The 17,552-nt window shown below is 40.3% G+C and carries 17 protein-coding genes and 1 tRNA gene; 12 read left to right on the top strand and 6 right to left on the bottom strand.

Annotation, left to right across the window (positions count from 1 at the left end):
• Nucleotides 1–9 precede the first annotated feature (9 nt).
• Nucleotides 10–510, bottom strand: a complete 501-nt coding sequence (locus tag A8B79_RS11495; RefSeq protein ID WP_235603677.1) for a phosphoribosyltransferase family protein — start codon at nucleotides 508–510, stop codon at nucleotides 10–12.
• A gap of 128 nt (nucleotides 511–638) precedes the next feature.
• On the opposite strand from A8B79_RS11495, the gene A8B79_RS11490 reads away from it, so the two are divergent.
• From A8B79_RS11490 to A8B79_RS11455, 8 genes are all read left to right on the top strand, one after another.
• Nucleotides 639–905 (top strand): YtxH domain-containing protein, encoded by a 267-nt coding sequence (locus A8B79_RS11490; RefSeq protein ID WP_066222651.1) that lies wholly within the window; start codon nucleotides 639–641, stop codon nucleotides 903–905.
• On the top strand, nucleotides 898–2,052 hold the full coding sequence (locus tag A8B79_RS11485; RefSeq protein ID WP_066222648.1) for a DUF2851 family protein: 1,155 nt from the start codon (nucleotides 898–900) through the stop codon (nucleotides 2,050–2,052). Before A8B79_RS11490 ends, A8B79_RS11485 begins: the two co-directional genes overlap by 8 nt.
• 50 nt (nucleotides 2,053–2,102) lie before the next feature.
• Nucleotides 2,103–2,173 (top strand) — tRNA-Gln (locus tag A8B79_RS11480).
• 78 nt (nucleotides 2,174–2,251) lie between these two features.
• On the top strand, nucleotides 2,252–3,184 hold the full coding sequence (locus A8B79_RS11475; protein ID WP_066222645.1) for a ribose-phosphate diphosphokinase: 933 nt from the start codon (nucleotides 2,252–2,254) through the stop codon (nucleotides 3,182–3,184).
• 23 nt (nucleotides 3,185–3,207) lie between these two features.
• On the top strand, nucleotides 3,208–3,900 hold the full coding sequence (locus tag A8B79_RS11470) for a 50S ribosomal protein L25 (RefSeq protein ID WP_066222641.1): 693 nt from the start codon (nucleotides 3,208–3,210) through the stop codon (nucleotides 3,898–3,900).
• Between the two features lie 37 nt (nucleotides 3,901–3,937).
• Nucleotides 3,938–4,495: an aminoacyl-tRNA hydrolase gene (gene pth, locus A8B79_RS11465; protein WP_066222639.1), complete on the top strand. Its 558-nt coding sequence runs from the start codon at nucleotides 3,938–3,940 to the stop codon at nucleotides 4,493–4,495.
• A gap of 31 nt (nucleotides 4,496–4,526) precedes the next feature.
• A complete protein-coding gene (locus tag A8B79_RS11460; RefSeq protein ID WP_066222636.1) occupies nucleotides 4,527–6,737 on the top strand; it encodes a sodium-translocating pyrophosphatase in 2,211 nt (736 codons plus the stop codon).
• A 300-nt stretch (nucleotides 6,738–7,037) separates the two neighbouring features.
• On the top strand, nucleotides 7,038–7,706 hold the full coding sequence (locus tag A8B79_RS11455) for a hypothetical protein (RefSeq protein WP_066222633.1): 669 nt from the start codon (nucleotides 7,038–7,040) through the stop codon (nucleotides 7,704–7,706).
• 78 nt (nucleotides 7,707–7,784) lie between these two features.
• Here the strand turns inward: A8B79_RS11455 and A8B79_RS11450 are convergent, their stop codons facing one another.
• Nucleotides 7,785–11,168, bottom strand: coding sequence for an amidohydrolase family protein (locus tag A8B79_RS11450; RefSeq protein ID WP_066222631.1), 3,384 nt, complete (start codon nucleotides 11,166–11,168; stop codon nucleotides 7,785–7,787).
• A 148-nt stretch (nucleotides 11,169–11,316) separates the two neighbouring features.
• Nucleotides 11,317–13,152 carry a Xaa-Pro dipeptidyl-peptidase gene (locus A8B79_RS11445; protein WP_066222628.1) on the bottom strand — a complete coding sequence of 612 codons (1,836 nt, stop codon included), beginning with the start codon at nucleotides 13,150–13,152 and terminating at the stop codon, nucleotides 11,317–11,319.
• A 156-nt stretch (nucleotides 13,153–13,308) separates the two neighbouring features.
• Here A8B79_RS11445 and pyrF point away from each other — a divergent pair, with 156 nt between their 5' ends.
• Together pyrF and rnhA are read left to right on the top strand one after the other, a co-directional pair.
• A complete protein-coding gene (pyrF, locus tag A8B79_RS11440) occupies nucleotides 13,309–14,148 on the top strand; it encodes an orotidine-5'-phosphate decarboxylase (RefSeq protein ID WP_066222625.1) in 840 nt (279 codons plus the stop codon).
• Nucleotides 14,141–14,596, top strand: coding sequence for a ribonuclease HI (gene rnhA, locus A8B79_RS11435; protein ID WP_066222622.1), 456 nt, complete (start codon nucleotides 14,141–14,143; stop codon nucleotides 14,594–14,596). Before pyrF ends, rnhA begins: the two co-directional genes overlap by 8 nt.
• Nucleotides 14,597–14,920: 324 nt before the next feature.
• On the opposite strand, the gene A8B79_RS11430 is transcribed toward rnhA, so the two are convergent.
• Together A8B79_RS11430 and tsaD are read right to left on the bottom strand one after the other, a co-directional pair.
• Nucleotides 14,921–15,232 (bottom strand): hypothetical protein, encoded by a 312-nt coding sequence (locus A8B79_RS11430; protein ID WP_066222619.1) that lies wholly within the window; start codon nucleotides 15,230–15,232, stop codon nucleotides 14,921–14,923.
• 43 nt (nucleotides 15,233–15,275) lie between these two features.
• Entirely contained in the window at nucleotides 15,276–16,259 is a 984-nt protein-coding gene (tsaD, locus tag A8B79_RS11425) for a tRNA (adenosine(37)-N6)-threonylcarbamoyltransferase complex transferase subunit TsaD (protein ID WP_066222613.1), read from the bottom strand.
• Between the two features lie 137 nt (nucleotides 16,260–16,396).
• Here tsaD and A8B79_RS11420 point away from each other — a divergent pair, with 137 nt between their 5' ends.
• On the top strand, nucleotides 16,397–16,855 hold the full coding sequence (locus tag A8B79_RS11420; RefSeq protein WP_153038428.1) for a hypothetical protein: 459 nt from the start codon (nucleotides 16,397–16,399) through the stop codon (nucleotides 16,853–16,855).
• Complete coding sequence (locus A8B79_RS11415; protein ID WP_066222607.1) at nucleotides 16,856–17,212, top strand: MmcQ/YjbR family DNA-binding protein; 357 nt, start codon at nucleotides 16,856–16,858, stop codon at nucleotides 17,210–17,212. It abuts the gene before it with no gap.
• On the opposite strand, the gene A8B79_RS11410 is transcribed toward A8B79_RS11415, so the two are convergent.
• Nucleotides 17,196–17,516: a DUF6787 family protein gene (locus tag A8B79_RS11410; protein WP_066222604.1), complete on the bottom strand. Its 321-nt coding sequence runs from the start codon at nucleotides 17,514–17,516 to the stop codon at nucleotides 17,196–17,198. The two genes, A8B79_RS11415 and A8B79_RS11410, sit on opposite strands and share 17 nt — an antisense overlap.
• Nucleotides 17,517–17,552 lie beyond the last annotated feature (36 nt).

Here is a 17,552-nt window from a genome sequence, read left to right as displayed (position 1 = left end):
AATTTATAATTAAGTATTTTTGAAGAGCACAACTTGCTCCGGTTTCTCTTTCGAAAGCATAACTTCAACATGCTCGCCCATCTTGGTAGGAACGGTCATCCCCGTGATGTTCGACTTTATTGGATACTTTCTGTGTCCCCTGTCTAACAAAGTAAGTACTTCTATCCGTTCAGGTTCTCCGGCACTTATTATTGCTGATACAGCATCAAACATAGTTTTTCCGGAGAAAATCACATCGTCAATGATAAGAACAAACTTTTCAGAACATTCGGGAAGCGGTTTATTGTGAGTCAGATTCTTTACATCGTATTGTATCAGATCAATCGCTGATTCATTATGAAATGGTTTCAGGTATTCAAACAATACCTTGGCTGTAGCAAACCCCCTTTCATTTAATCCTACGATCACCAGCTCTTGTTCAGGAGTTATTCTCTCCCAAAGTTCTATTGCCATTCTTTTTAAAGAACGTTCAATTCTGGCTTTATCCATTAATACAATTTGCCGTTTCATCTGCACATATTTATTTTGATAAAAGATAAGAAATAAATGCCCTTGAATGCGAAGTTATGAACATTTTCTAACCTAGAATTTATTACTTTACAGCGTTAACCTTTACCCAAAAAATTTGAGGTTCAATTATGAGCAGAGGATTAGGAACTTTACTTACCGGAATTGCTGCCTTCGCAGGTGGTGTTGTAGCCGGATTGCTACTAACACCAAAATCAGGGAAGGAAAACCGCCAATGGATCGAGGACAAAAGCCATAGAATTCTGGAAGATGGTGAAAAGAAAATTGGTGAAGTATCAAAAAATATAAAGAGAAGTGTTAAAGATAATTTACCGGATCTTTATGAAGCTACCGAATTACTGCATTTTGAAGATGAAGAATTAGAAGAAGATGCCTGAAGCCTCATTTCCATATTCTGAGCGAATTTTGCAATGGGTATGGAACGAGCTTTTGTTTGATAATACTTGTTTAAGAACAGAGTGTGGTAAGCCTATTCAAATCATCCATCAGGGAATCTTAAATCATTCAGATGGGCCTGACTTTAAATCTTCAAAATTACTGATCGGAAATATTGAATGGAATGGTTCTGTTGAACTTCATCTCAAATCAAGTGGATGGAAAGCGCACAATCATCATTCAGACCAAAATTATGATAATGTAATTCTTCATGTTGTAGCCGAAGAAAACCCAAGCCCGGTTTCTACATTATCAGGCAGTTCTCCCTTCACTCTTAACCTTCTTCCTTATATTCATTCAGATTTAGGAGCTTTTTTATCCAATCTCGATCATTCTAAAAAACTACCCTGCACTGGCAATCTTACATTTATCTCTGAAGATGTTTTTCATGAACAGATTGCACGATCTCATCAGGAATATTTAAACAAGAAAGTTGATGATTTTATTTCGTTCTACTCTTCTGATACATCTCAAAGCACAGCCTGGAAAAATGCTCTAATCGTTTCTGTGTTTGATGGCTTTGGGATAAGCCGAAACAGAGAACAAATGCGAACTCTGGCTTATAACTTGCTGAATTCGGAGTATGACACATTGCATGCTTTACAATCAAAAGCTGATCATATTGCTTTCAGTACCACTGAGATAAACTGGAATTTTAAAGGTACAAGACCACACAGCCATCCAGCACACAGAATAAAGACTGCGGTGCATTTTCTACATCTTATCAAATCCACTCCTTTTGAAGATCTTTTGAACGCCGATTCTTACAAACTCTGGAATGTGTGGTGCTCCGAAATTGGGGTACAGAACGCCGGGCACCCAAAAATTTTATACGCCACTGTTTTTCTTCCCGCACTTTACTTTCTTGGAAAGTTATATCATTCGGAAAAAATAACAGCAGCAGTTAAAGAAGAATGGAATTCATTTAAAGCTCCCATACCAAAAATTTTGCTTTCTGAGTTTGCACAGCTGAAAATTTCTCCCTCTTTTTATCAAAAAAAGCTTGGATCTATACATCAGTTAAGGGAATATTGTAAGCCAAAGAACTGCTCAGAATGTTTAGTGCTAAAAAAAGCATTTTCATCTTGATTGCTTTTCGATCTATCTCTATCTTTGGGGTCTGTCGAAACAACATTTTTTGCCCGGTCGTCTAATGGCAGGACAGCTGGTTTTGGTCCAGTCAGTGGGGGTTCGAGTCCTCCCCGGGCAACAAACACTCAATAAGATAACAACAGGAGCCGTCTTATTGTTTTATGTAATCCTGAAATTTTCAGTGCTAGCAGTTTAAATGGATACTCCTCTCGCAATATTTTCCGGACGAAGCAACCCCGCTCTCGCAAGAGCAATTGCTGAATCCTACGGAACAAAACTCGGTGACGTTACCATCAAGGAATTTTCTGATGGTGAATTATATGTCAAATTCGAGCAAAGCATCCGTGGCGAAGATATTTTCATTATTCAACCAACTCCCCCACCCGGTGATAACATCATGGAGTTGTTGTTAATGCTTGATGCGGCAAAACGCGCATCGGTAAAGCGAGTAACAGCGGTAATTCCTTACTTCGGATATGCCCGCCAGGATCGAAAAGATCAACCCAGAGTATCTATTGGTTCTAAACTCATGGCAAATCTGCTTGTTGAAGCAGGTGCAGATCGCATTTTGACCATGGATTTACATGCAGCACAAATTCAAGGATTTTTTGATATCCCGCTTGATCATCTTTATGCAAGCAGGGCTTTCATTGAACATTTTAAATCCAACCCAATTGAAAATCTGGTGGTAGTTGCCCCGGATGTGGGAAGCCTCAAAACATCACGAGCGTATTCTAAAAAGCTTGGAACAAGCCTTGCCTTTATTGACAAGAGACGTCCAAATGCTAATGAATCCGAGATCATGAACATTATTGGTGATGTAGAGGGAAAGAATGTGTTGATAGTAGATGACTTAATTGACACCGCCGGAACACTTACAAATGCAGCAGCAGCCATGAAAGAAAGAGGCGCGCTAAATATTACTGCAATTTGTACTCACCCGATACTTTCGGGACCGGCATACCAACGAATAGAAGATTCACCTATAGATGAAGTTTTAGTTACAGATACAGTAACCCTTCGCCAGCCTTCTGATAAGATCAAAGTGCTTAGCGTTGCGGATATTTTTGCTGAAGCTATTCAGCGTATCCATACTAATGATACTATAAGTGCACTCTTCGACAATTAATGAACAAGTAAGTAAATCCAAAAATGGCAAAAGCTGAATTTAAGACAATAGACGCCGAAAAACGTGAGCTTAGTAAAAAAGCTAATCGTGAACTTCGTGCTCAAAAAAGAGTTCCCGCTGTTCTTTACGGACCTGAAGTGAAAGAAAACCTTCACTTTTCTGTAGACGAATTGGAACTGGAAAGAATTTTAAGAACACAACAAACCAAACTTGTTGAATTATCCTTCGATAACACCGTGTACAAAACACTGGTTAAAAGAGTTGAGTTCGACCCAGTTACTGACAGACCTGTTCACGTAGACTTTTACGTTCTTTCTGATAATCACAAAGTAACTCTGAGAATTCCTGTTACTGTTACAGGTAATGCTCGCGGAGTTGTTGAAAATGGTGGACGTTTGTTCCAGCCAATGAAAGTAGTTCGCATCCGAGTGCTACCTGATTTCATTCCTTCTGAGTTTGTAATCGATGTAAGCTCACTTAAAATTGGAGAATCTTTCCACGTAGGTGAATTAGACCTTGATGGAATCACCCCAATTGATGCAGAAGGAAGAACCATTGTTACGATCAGACCTCCAAAAGGTGCTGACTTCCTAGATAGCTTAACCGCTGATGTTGAAGGCGATGACGAAGCTGAAGAAGGTGCTGAAGGCGAAACTCCTGAAGGTGAGGAAGGAGCTGAAGGCGAAGGTTCTGAAGAAGAAAAAACTGAAGAATAATTAAAGTGATTAAGGCGGGAATGCCCAATTCAACACCATGTCCATAATCGTAGGATTAGGAAATATCGGTAGCGAATATGATGGCTCCCGTCATAACATCGGCTTTGATGTTCTTGATGAACTGGCAAAAACGCTTTCAATTTCATTTGGTCTGGGTGGCGGACCTTTTGAAATAGCTGAGGGAAGACACAAAGGACGCAACATCGTTCTTGTTAAACCAACTACTTTTATGAATAGAAGTGGTACAGCAGTTAAGAAAGCGTTAGCTAAGTTCAACACAGATAAAAAAGATTGCCTGATCGTTTATGACGATTTGAATCTTCCACTTGGCACAAACAGAATGAAGCCAAATGGAAGTGCGGGCGGTCACAATGGGATTTCTGATATTATTGAGCGACTTGGAAGCAATGACTTCCCACGCTTGCGATTTGGTATCGGTGATAATTTTTCGAGAGGCAGACAAGTCGATTACGTACTGTCTCCTTTTGATGAAGATGAGCTTGAGGAAAAAAATCAGGCTGTACAACATGCTCACGACGCTGCCCTTGCTTTCGTGAATTTGGGTATAGAAAGGGCAATGAATTATTTCAATTGAATTACAATCATAAACTAACGAAAAGAGTATTATGCTAAACATAATCTATTTCTCAGCGGCAGCGGGTGTTATTGCACTTCTATTTACCGCATTAAAATCTTCTTGGGTAAGTAAACAAGAAGTAGGTACTGACCGAATGGCCCGTATCGCAGAAAGTATCGCAAAAGGTGCAATGGCTTTCTTAAAAGCAGAATATAAAGTGCTTTCAGGTTTCGTACTTGTAGTAGCTTTAATCTTAGCTTTTAGTGCTAATCCTGAAACTTCGAGCTGGATGGTTGCCATCTCTTTCGTAGTTGGAGCAATCTGTTCCGGACTTGCAGGTTTCATCGGAATGAAAGTTGCTACTAAAGCAAACGTAAGAACAACAAACGCTGCTCGTACCAGCCTTGGAAAAGGTCTTGAAGTTGCATTTGCAGGTGGTTCTGTAATGGGACTTGGCGTTGTAGGACTTGGAGTATTAGGACTTTCAGTTTTATTCTTCGTGTTCTCTCAAATGTTTGGTATTGACGGTGCCGGTGCAGTAAACAAAGTATTGGCCGTAGTAACAGGATTCTCTTTCGGAGCTTCTTCAATCGCACTTTTTGCTCGTGTTGGTGGCGGTATTTATACCAAAGCTGCTGATGTTGGAGCTGACCTTGTAGGTAAAGTTGAAGCAGGTATTCCTGAAGATCACCCGTTAAACCCTGCAACTATTGCAGACAACGTTGGTGATAACGTAGGTGACGTTGCCGGAATGGGCGCTGACCTTTTCGAATCTTATGTAGGTTCAATCATCGGTACTATGGTTCTTGGTGCTGCTTTCATGACTATTCCGGGATGGAGCGATAACTTCGACGGACTTTCAGCAGTAATGCTTCCTTTGGTTCTTGCAGGAACAGGAATCTTTACTTCTATTTTGGGAACCTTCTTTGTAAGAGTTAAAGATGGTGGAGATCCACAAAGAGCTTTGAACATGGGTGAGTTTTTATCAGCTGCTGTTATGTTGGTTGCTTCTTTCTTCATCATTAAATGGATGCTTCCTGAAACATGGACATTCTCAGGAATTGAATACACAAGCATGGGTGTTTTCTGGGCTACAATCTTCGGATTGGCTGCAGGATTATTGATCGGTTTAGTGACTGAGCATTACACAGGTACAGGTACAAAACCAGTTCTTTCTATTGTTAAGCAATCTGTAACCGGTGCTGCAACTAACATCATCGCCGGACTTGGAGTTGGAATGATCTCGACTGCAATTCCTATCATCATTATTGCAATCGCAATTGTAGGAGCTTACAGCTTTGCCGGACTTTACGGAATCGCAATTGCTGCTGTAGGTATGCTTGCAAACACAGGAATCCAACTAGCTGTTGATGCTTACGGTCCTGTTTCTGATAACGCAGGTGGTATCGCGGAGATGGCTGAACTAGAGCCTGAAGTTCGTGAGCGTACTGATAAGCTTGATGCTGTTGGTAACACTACTGCTGCTATCGGTAAAGGTTTTGCGATCGGTTCTGCTGCATTAACTGCTCTTGCACTATTCGCAGCTTTCATCACTGCTTACAACGCAACGCACGAAGTTAAGCTTCTTGCTATCGATGTATTGAGCCCGACTGTAATGGCTTCTCTTTTTGTTGGAGCTATGCTTCCATTCTTATTCTCTGCTCTTTCTATGCAAGCTGTAGGACGTGCTGCAATGAGTATGATTGAAGAAGTTCGTCGTCAGTTTGCTTCTATTCCTGAATTGAGAGCTGCTCTTGACGTTATGAACAAAAACGGCGAAACAGAATACGCTGACTGGACAGACGAAGACAAAGCAACATTTGATGCTGCTGATGGAAAAGCTGAATATGAAAAATGTGTTGAGATCTCAACAACTGCTTCTATTCGCGAAATGGTTCTTCCGGGACTACTAGCTGTGATCGTTCCTGTACTATTCGGATTCGTTCCGGGATTTGTAAGCGACGATCCTACTTTAGGAGCTCAGATGCTTGGTGGACTTCTTGCAGGTGTAACTTCTGCAGGTGTACTTATGGCATTGTTCCAGAGTAACGCAGGTGGTGCTTGGGATAACGCTAAGAAAATGATCGAAGAAGGCGTTACCATTGATGGTGTTGAGTACGGAAAAGGTTCCGAAGCTCATAAAGCCGGTGTTGTTGGTGATACTGTTGGTGATCCTTTCAAGGATACTTCAGGACCATCGCTAAACATCCTTCTTAAGTTGATGTCAGTTGTTGCACTTGTTATCGCAACAATGATCTAAGCTATTCCTAGCTTTTTGCTAATTCAGACAGAGTTTTAAACTCTGTCTGAATTATTTAGATTTTCAGATCCCACTCATGAGAAATTGTGAGTGGGATTTTTTTTGGTATCCACATGATGGAAAAATCTCCCCTTGAAGGGAGAGGATTTTATCTCTTCACCGTCATTCTGAGCGTCAGCGAAGAATCTTCACAAATAAGTTTCTAGCATTTACTTAACTTTGAAGGAAGACTCTTGAATTTCCGTACGGGCGGATCGCGATCCGCTCCCTACGATAAATATCTAATTATTTCTACGAATAATGAATAATTCCCAAATCCTAAAACTCATCTTTCATCACGATCAACGATTGGACCAATTAGCGGATCGAAATGCGAATCGTACCAAGGAGCAGATCGAATCTACTTTGGCTGATTTTATGAAGCCGGATCCTACGTATTCGAAATTATACTTTACTGCTACCGATCTGGAAAAAGAAGAATTTGGATTGAATGTTCTGGATAAGTACGAGGGATTTATCTCCGCTTTGGAAGAAGGACTAGATTCGGATAGTTATCAAACGCAGAAAGGGAATTATGACTCTCTTAATCAAGCTGTTGATAGTCTGGAATACGGAGAAGTGATCGTTACAGGTAATAAAGAAGCTGATTTCGATATCTCAACTCTTCACGTGGATACCAACTCCAATGTAGGTCATTTAAAAACAGAACTGAGAGAAGTCTTGGAAAGTGAATTTGTGGTGATCTATAAAGAACAAGCCAAAAATGGATTCGATCTTCATTTATTCTCCAAGAAAAATATCTACACTAAGTTCTTTTTTCCGCTACAAAGTATGTTGCCGGATGCTTTCCGCTTCTTCAGCATCAACGGAAAGAAATTCAGATCAGAGCGACATTTCTATTTTGAGACATGGACTCTCGCTCGTCCTCCTCACGGATTTGAAGAAGTTTTTCCTGAATCAGTTCTGTAAAAAAAGGTGTTGCAGTGTTTTGGTGTTATGGTATTTCCTTTAAAAAAGAGAATACCATAACACCTTCACACACTAACACTACTCTTTAACTCCCGGTACATTCATCGGACCTGTATTCTGCCACCAGAATGTTCCCAGTTCTTCTTTAACCGGAAATTCCTGATCTAACGTATTGGCATTATACAATCTTCCATTTTTCATAATGTAGCTTACAGAGTTCGAGTTACGAATATTTTGTAGAGGATCTCTATCCATAATTACAAAATCAGCAAGTTTACCAACTTCGATCGTTCCAAGATCACGTTCCAGCCCAATCGCTTTTGCGCCGTGAATAGTTGCAACTTTAAGAGCATCGTGCTCGCTTAGTCCACCGCTCTGGATAGCCCAAAGCTCCCAATGGAATCCAAGTCCTTGCAACTGACCGTGACTTCCTACTCCGGCAATTCCTCCCTTTTCTACGATGTCTTTCAGTACTTTCGATTGCTCTTCATGTACATATTCTTCTTCCATGAACCAACCTGCGTTTCTGCGACGAGATCTGGAATCTAAATTCTCGTGTGGCATAAAGTGATTCAGTTTCACGTTATCATGCGGACGCTCTGTTGCATAAAAATAGTTCTCCGTCCATGGACCACCATAAGCAACTAACAATGTTGGTGTATAAGCTGTGTTAGAAAATGCTACCAGATCCACAACATCTTTATAGAGTGGGAACACAGGGAAAGAATGTTCATGCCCCGGATAGCCATCAATTACCTGAGTCAGATTTTCCTTGAAGTCGAGAGAACCCTCGGTTGTTGGCATCAACTTTTGCTCACGGGCTGCTTCAATGATCCATTGACGTTGCTCTCGGTTTCCGGCTCCATACATTTTGATGGTTTTGGTATTGTAATATGAGCTATATCGCTTCAATACATCCTGTGCATGTTCAAGGTTTTTGATATTCTCGCTGCTGAACACTCCCGGACCTGTTGAATAAACTCTTGGTCCCAGTAATTCTCCTGCATCAACTAAATCACTGTACGTCAATACGTCAGTAGTTGCTGTTTGAGGATCACGAGTTGTGATCACACCAAAAGCCAGGTTTGTTAAGTACGACCAAAACTGACCACGGTGAAGATTTACCGGGTGACGGAAATGAGCGTGAGTATCCACAAAGCCGGGCACAATGGTTTTTCCACTCATATCCATGATTTCAGCACCACTTGGAATCTCGAAAGATCCTCTTGCTCCAACATTTTTGATCCTGTTATTCTCTACCAAAATATCAGCATTACGAATGATCTCATCACCATTCATAGTAATTGCAGTCGCTCCTCTCAATATGATCATTCCTTCCGGAGTATCACGCTTTGCCTGTACTTCAATTCTTTTTTCTAAAGGTTGATAGCCTTCATCTTTCTTTTTCTCTTTTTTATCCTCTGATTTTTCTTCAGCATCATCTCCTTTTTCCTCATCGTCTTCATCAGAGTCTTTGGCTTCTTCTTTCTTTTTCTTCTCCATTTCCTTAGCTACTTTCACGCTGTCTTCATAGGCTTCGGCATCATCCAGACTATAGCGAATATGAGCATTTCCGATTGACCAATGAATATTATTGGCTTCCCATCCCCATGCAGGAAATTGTGCTCCGATATCGGTTAATTTTTCAGTAGGGAAAGAACTTGAGCCCCCAACACGAATCGTTGGAGCATCGCCCCCAACTTGTGGCACAGTAACTACATAAAGATCGTATCCTAACTGAGCCAACGCCTGATCACCTTCAGGCGCCATTCTTATCCATGAAGCTCTTGGGCTGAAGCTTGATCCCGGAGCAGGACTTCCCTGAACCTTCAGATGTTCTTTTTCATCGGTTCCATCCCAGCGAATGGAAGTCAAACCGTTAAAGCTGGATAGAAAAATTCTATCATTTCCTTTTACGAAGTGAGGGTTTGATCGTCCGTTAGAGTATGCGATAAAGTTGTCTTCACTTCCGTCAGCACTTAACCATATTAAATTCGAAGTTCCTCGAAATGCGGTTCTTTGAGTAGCATTCCGGAAGCCTTCCGAATCACCGTTAACTAAAACTATTTTTTTACTGTCATTACTCCATGCCGGATGCTGATACACTCCGTTATCTTTGTTCAGTTGCTTTAATCCTTTTCCATTAGGCTTCACTTTATATACTTTTCCACCTTCCGGCTCCCATGTTACAAAAGCGATCCATTTTCCATCAGGCGACCAAACCGGTTGCGCCTGAGTTTCATCCAGATTTACTAGTTTCTTAGGAGTTCCGTTCGGAAATTCCATAGTATATACTTCATTCAACGCTGTAAAAGCAATCATCTTTCCGTCCGGAGATGGAACAGCATCTCTGATCTGAGTGATCGTAAATTCTTCACTATCCGAGATCGGATATTCGAAATCGAGTTCCGGTCCCAATTCAATTGTGCCGTTTACATTAAAAGGAATTTCAACCGCATCACCACCTTCAGTAGGAATCTTCCATATTTTTCCTCCATAAGACGCTACCACATATTTATCATCCGGAGTAAAGGAAATTCCCGGAAGTACATCTCTTGAAGCTCTCGATTCCTGATCGTCATGTTGAACCGGATAAGCTAACCATCGCTCACTACCTGTTTTCAGATCACGAATCACCAGTCCTGTATGCTCGTCGTGACGCGTTCCGTATACCAACCACTTACCATTGTTTGACGGAGTTGCCCGAAATGAAGAACCATAACGAGATGCCTGAGTGGCCATATCCCCTGTCTCACGATCGTAGGTAACAATCTGATACTGGGGCATAGAAGCATTGTAATTCCAGGCTCCGCTTCTTCTTGAAAACCAGATATATCTTCCGTCCGGACTGAAAGCCCCTTCTGTCATTCTCATATTTCCCGGTTCTCTAACTAAAGCTGTTCCCGAACCTCCATCAACATGGTACATCCAAATTTTATGACTCCCCGGTGAGTTTTTAGAGGCAATGATATATTTTCCATCCGGAGCCCATTCAGGAGATTGATATTCATTGCTTTTCCCTTTGGTGATCTGCTTTTTCTCCATGTCTTCGGATGAAAGATTGATCGTCCAAACTCCCTCTCCACCTGAAGCGTCAGAAATAAACACTACTTTGCTGCCATCAGGACTGAATCTTGGCTGACTATCGAACTGCATACCTTCCGTTATTTGTGTTGCTTCGCCACCTGAAATTGGCATAGTGTAAAGGTCGCCCAGAAAATCGAATACAATGGTTTCTCCATCGGGACTTACATCCAGAGCGATCCATGAACCTTCATCCAGATCGAATGAGAACTCTCTTCCTGCTTCTAAAGGAAGATCTCCGTTTTTGATTTTTTCTTCTGTAGAATCTGATTCAGCCGGTTCATCTTGTGCAAAAGATGTAACGGTAAAAACACCTGCGATCAGAAAGGTTGAAAGGATCAGCTTAAAATATTGATACAACTTTGTTGAAATGCTCATGATATTTATCAGTAGTTAGTTCGAATTTAACCGAACCAGAATCTACTTATTTTCACCGAGCTTCCATTAGCGCTTTTACAAATTTTAAGTGATTGTCCAGCTCCTTCTGTTCATTACATATTTAAAACAGCTCTGATATTGTTCTGAGCTATTTTTTAAAAGTGAATGCACTTTTTCCATTTACTACAGGTATTGAAATTGATGTTCCATCAAGATCTACTGTTATTTCTGTACCGGGATCAGGATGAAGGGTAAAGTCTTTATCACTGCTAAAGATCATTAATCCGATCTGCTGCCCTGCTTCTATTATCTGATCGTCCGGTTGTAAATCAAAAGTTACTGTATAAAAATTACCTGGTTTTAGAGGCTCGCTTTCAGATAAAGATTTATGATTTTGAGGATCTGCCCAGCCTCGTGTAATAATGTTATCTGTGATCTTAGCTCTGCGACCTTCTTCCCACGGTAACGCTACTAACCAAACTGATAAATTTGCAGCCGGCTTATTGCTTGCCAACTTCACAGTAATAGTTGAAACTCCTGAGATATGAACAGACTCTGATAATACCGGGGTCGTAAACATCAACCGATGATTGGTCCACTCAGCTTTTGCTAAAGATTCCCCATCAAATGAAACATTATCTACAAAGGTTTCTGTTCCCTGCTTTGTTGTACTACTTGTCACCAGACTTCCTCTTTCGGGAAAACCTGCCGTTGGTTTAAAAGTTACCATTTCGGCTTTAGGATGAGGGTAATCAGCATATGAAGTTGGTTTCAGACGATCATCATTTTCGCGAACTATCCAGGATTTCGGCAGTGATTCAACATCATTATCTACACCAAACAAGAATTTAGTAAACCATTTATTCATCAGCTCCATTGGAGGTTCTCCACCATGCCCACCCTGATGATAATACACCATATGTGGCACTCCCTTTTTTCGAACTGCATCATAAATTCGGTAGCTGTGTTCGGGCATCACATTCCAATCATTAAAACCATGCGCCATCAGTACCGCCGCTTTTAAAGGCTTCATATCATTCAGATAATCCCGAGAAGCCCAAAAGTCATTGTAATCACCTGTAACTCTATCCAGTCCATTCGCCATAATTTTGTCGCGATATACACGATTGTTATGCTCACGGAATTCGTCGCTTCCACTATGAATAAAATCATACAACACATCTACATCTTCTCCAAGATAACCTCCGGGAGAGCGAACTAAGCCATTAGATCTGTAATAATGATAATAAGAAGTGTTGGGCGCGATCGGGATAATAGCTTCTAAACCTTCAACTCCTGTTGTAGCTGCAGCTAATGGCAAGGTTCCGTTGTAGGAAGTCCCTGTCATTCCAACTTTACCCGTAGCCCAAAATGCTTCAACTTTTTCATTTCCATATGGAGTTGTGTAGCCATTCGCTCTTCCGTTCAACCAATCAATTACTGCTTTTGGAGCTAAAGACTCATTATCTCCTCCTACCGTTGGTGAGCCTTGTGATAGTCCGGTTCCCGGAGAAGATGAATGAACTACTATAAAACCTCTCGGAACCCAGTTCTTTATTTGTGAATTTGAAATAACAGGACGCTGTTCTCTGACTGCAATTTTAGGACCTTTAATACGTGCAGGTGGATTTTCTCCCAACTCATGCTTTACGTCCCAGAAAAAATCGAATGGTGGTCTTGGTGTTCCTGCATAATACGGGCTTGACTCATAAACGACCGGTAGTTTCAGATTTCCGGACTCTGTTTGTTTCGGTCTTGTAACAGAAACATGCATTCTGTCTGCTTTTCCGTCGCCATCAGTATCAAACTCTGTTTCCACCCACAGATCATGTCTCAACCAGTCATCAGGATTTTCGAATTCCGGTATAACCTGAGCTTGACCATCTTTAATAACAGGTACTTTTATAGTTTGAGCATATGCATCAAATACCAGTAATGAAGCAATCGCGATTACAAATAATGGTCTCAAATATTTTTTAGACATAAACACCTTGATCTGTTTTGATAATAATTGAGTTAATGTAATAGAAATTGATGAAAGTGTTTAGCAGAAGTAATTTTATTTTATCTTCTCAGATACTGTGCTTTAAAATTTAATTCATAAATATAGAATCTTATCTTCATTGAAAATTATTCTTAAATGACCTTCGTTCAAAAATTACAAGCAGCTGTATCAGACTCCGATTCGACCCTCTGTGTGGGATTGGATCCGAACTTATCGAAACTTCCGGTTTCAGTAAAAAAACTTTTTAACTCTCCTGAAGAACAAGTTATACATTTTTGTAAGATGGTGATTGATGCCACAAAAAATGACTGTGCTGCTTACAAACCCAATTTGGCCTTTTTTGAAGCTTTAGGTTCATCGGGATTATCAGTTTTTCATGAAGTACTGGCTCACATTCCTGAAAACCGTATTATTATTGCTGATGCAAAACGTGGCGATATTTCTACCACCGCCGAACACTACAAAAAATCTTTTTTCGATCAGTTTCATGTGGATGCCATCACCTTGAATCCGCTTATGGGTTTTGAAACGCTGGATGCTTTTACTGAAGACGAATCCAAAGGAATTTACGCACTTGCTTTGACGTCAAACCCCGGAGCAGATGACTTCCTGAAAAAGCCGTTTGAAGGTTTTGACATGATGGCTCAGTACATCGCTTCTGAATTGAAAAAAAGATCGTCCTCTTCGGATGCTCATTTGGGAATGGTAATCGGAGCTACACAAGCCGAGCTGTCCAAATCAGTAACTGATCTTCACAAAAAAGCATCTTTACTGATTCCCGGAATTGGAGCACAAGGCGGTTCTATTGAAGAGTTGGCTGCTTCATTGAATGAACATGAAGGCATTCCATTGATCAATTCCAGCCGCGGAATTATTTATGCAGGAAGCGATCACGAAAACTGGACGGAACACGTTGCTCACAAAGCCCAAGAAATGAAAGAGAAACTGAATATGATCACAGAAAGATATGTCTGATTTACCTGAAGTAATTGTATACACCGATGGAGCTTGCAGTGGAAACCCAGGTCCGGGCGGTTGGGGAGCGATCCTGATCTGGAATGGAAAAGAGAAAGAACTTTCCGGTGGCGATCCAGCTACCACCAACAACCGCATGGAAATGAAGGCGGTGATAGAAGCTTTAAAAGCCATGAAGAAACCATGTCATGTTAAAATTCACAGCGACAGCGCGCTTATCATTAACGCCATGACCAAAGGCTGGATCGAAAACTGGCAAAAAAAAGGATGGCGTAAAGCCGATAAAAAACCGGTGGAGAACAAAGAACTTTGGGAACAGATGTTAGCTGCGATGAAACCCCATAAAGTGAGTTGGATCAAAGTTAAAGGTCACTCAGGATTGGAGCTGAACGAACGGGTGGATCAATTGGCGGTTGCTGAATCGCTCAAATTAAAGATGAATAATTAAAAATTGGGTGTTACCAATTCTTAATTTTGGATTTTGGATGATGAATTTAATTCGAGGTCATTCCGAACCTTTTGCTGAAATTGATTCAGTATCGTTTCGGAATCTTATATCAGCGGCCCAACTAACGCAGGCCTCTCGCTTGAACTAGAAAAGGGATTTAAAATTCGAATCAAGCTTTTTAGTTGGAGCAGGAGCTCCTGTTTGTTTTCCCAATCAGGAGATTGGGAAAGAGGTTAAGAATAGTTTTAATATTTGTTTAAGTTAATGAAGCAATTTATATAAATGACAAGATAGTATAATCCCTTCTAGTGCTTTTGAAACAAGTCAAATATTAAGTAGTTGATATAAAAAACTCATTTTCTTTTTTAACCAGGCTGAAAAAACTTCTCCGAATCTCCAACCTAAGATAGCTAACACTAAAATATATCCTATTAAAAAAATATTATCCCAATAACGAAATACCGATACATAAGGAAATATTTTAATGAAAATAGAGTGTGCGAAAAATAGATAGTAGTGCAAACAAAAAATAAAGAGCTGAAATAATAGCGTGCCAAAAACAACGGCATTTAGTGAGTGCTTAATCTTTCTTTTAATTCCTGGTTCAGGAATCATTTCTTCTTCACTTATCTTCATTATTTGTCTTTAATTCATCATTCAAAATCTAAAATCCATAATTCTATAAAGAAGCAAAAGGTCTTATTTCCATACCATCAAACTCGCCGAGTTCGGCTTTCATTTTTCCGGTAATGGCGATCATGGCGGCGTTATCTGTGCAGTACGTAATTTTTGGAATATGAAGTGAAACTCCCATTTTTTCAGCCAGCTTTTCTGTTTTAGCCCGAAGCATGGAGTTAGCGGAAACACCTCCGGCCAGTGCTATCGTTTTCACTCCGGTTTGTTCTACTGCTCGCTTCAGTTTTTTGACCAATACTTCCGTTATGGCTTCCGAAACACTGGCACATAGATCATTCAGATTTTCTTCTATAAATCCTTCTTCCTGATCCTGAACAAAATACAATGCGCTTGTTTTCAATCCTGAGAAGCTAAAATCCAATCCTTCCCTCAACAATGCCTGTGGAAATTTGTGAAATTTGGTATTACCGGATTGAGCCAATTTATCCATAGTTGGTCCGGCGGGATATTCAAGTCCAAATACTTTCCCGATCTTATCAAAAGCTTCCCCGGCGGCATCGTCTCTGGTTTTTCCAAGGATCTCATGCTCGAACGGTGTTTTTACATGAACTAATTGCGTATGCCCGCCCGAAACAGTGAGTGATATAAACGGAAATTCCGGTTTGGCATCAATGAAGTTGGCGTAAATATGAGCATCCATGTGATTCACTCCAATAATCGGAATATCATTTGCCAGCGCCATTCCCTTTGCGAAACACAATCCAACTAATAGTGACCCCATCAAACCGGGACCTTGAGTTACTGCAATCAGATCGATCTCATTTATTGATAGCTCTGCTTCATTCAGTGCTTGTTGCACCGTTTGAGATATCGTTGTCTGATGAGCTCTGGATGCCAGCTCCGGCACCACTCCTCCGAATTTTACATGAATCGCCTGAGAAGCAATTACATTAGATTGCATGCCTCGTTCTGTTAGAACGGCTGCAGATGTGTCATCACAGGAAGATTCGATTGCTAAAATATTCATTCATCAAAGATAACCACATAATCACTTAACTGCATTTTACTTGTATCAATTACCGCAATATGTTTAATTAAAGTGTCACCAATTCTACTAATATGAAAATCAGGTCCTCACTCCCTCTCCTTTTGTCTCTTATTTTGATGAGTTCAACGTTGTACGCGCAGAATGAAGTGGAGACGGAACGACATTCCTTAGTCGGCATCAAAAAATTTGGCATCTCTGTTGAAATCGAAAAACCAATCGGTTTAAAAGAAGCGACTCTGAATCCGGCTCAGATACAAAAAAAGATCCATGAGAGTTTTGAATCCCTTCCGGTAACGCTGTTAAGTTTTAACGAGCTTAAGCAATCTTTTTATAATCCGTTTTTCTATGTTCATGTCAACATCATGAAAGCTGAAGATGGTATTTATCCTTTTTCGATAGAAATGAGATTTTATCAACCCATAAAACTCAGCTTAAAAAATGATGTAGAAAGTATGGCATCTACATGGCATTCCGGTTATGTAGGAATGGTTTCTTTTGACAGGGTTAATGAAATAGCGGGAGTTGTTGTGGAAGCCACTAAAGAATTTAAAGATGAATTTGAAAGGTTAAACTGAATGAATATTGAAGAATACAGAGATTTTTGTCTTGCGCTGCCCGGTGTAACTGAGGGATTTCCCTTTGGGCCCGAAACCTTGGTTTTTAAAGTAATGAACAAGATGTTTGCGCTCACAAATATTGAAAGTTACGATTTTGTAAATCTGAAGTGTGACCCTGAAAGAGCTCTTATACTAAGAGAAAGATATGAGGGAATCAGTCCCGGTTGGCACATGAATAAAGTTCACTGGAATTCTGTTAAAACATCAGCTGATGTTGAAGACGAACTTTTTACAGAGCTCATCCGACATTCATATGATCTGATCGTTGAAAGTTTGCCCAAGAAAACTAAAGAGGAGCTTAAACTTCTTTCTTAGACGTTTTTTTCCCCGGTATTAACCGTCCAAAAGTCTTCTTCAAAAAGAGTGTGAAAAATTCTCTTTGCCCAAAAATGGTTCCGTATATATAAAGAAATAAATTATATAGCGGTAAAATTGTAACTACCCAAATTAAAGCACGTTGCCAGAAAGGAAACTCATTCGTCACTCCTAAAAGATCGAATACAAATTCCCGGGCATACAAAGCGGTAAATCCTGTACATGCAAATACTATTAAGATCACAATCACCTGAAAGGTACTTTCTATTCCCCAGCGTGATTTCAGCTTGTCAATTATACTCATTTAAATTTTTTTACTTCTCATATTCCAACACTTAAC

The organism is Balneola sp. EhC07 (assembly GCF_001650905.1).
Classification (GTDB): domain Bacteria; phylum Bacteroidota; class Rhodothermia; order Balneolales; family Balneolaceae; genus Balneola.
Note: the sequence above shows the minus strand (reverse complement) of the source record. Positions and strands in the feature narration are given on the sequence as shown.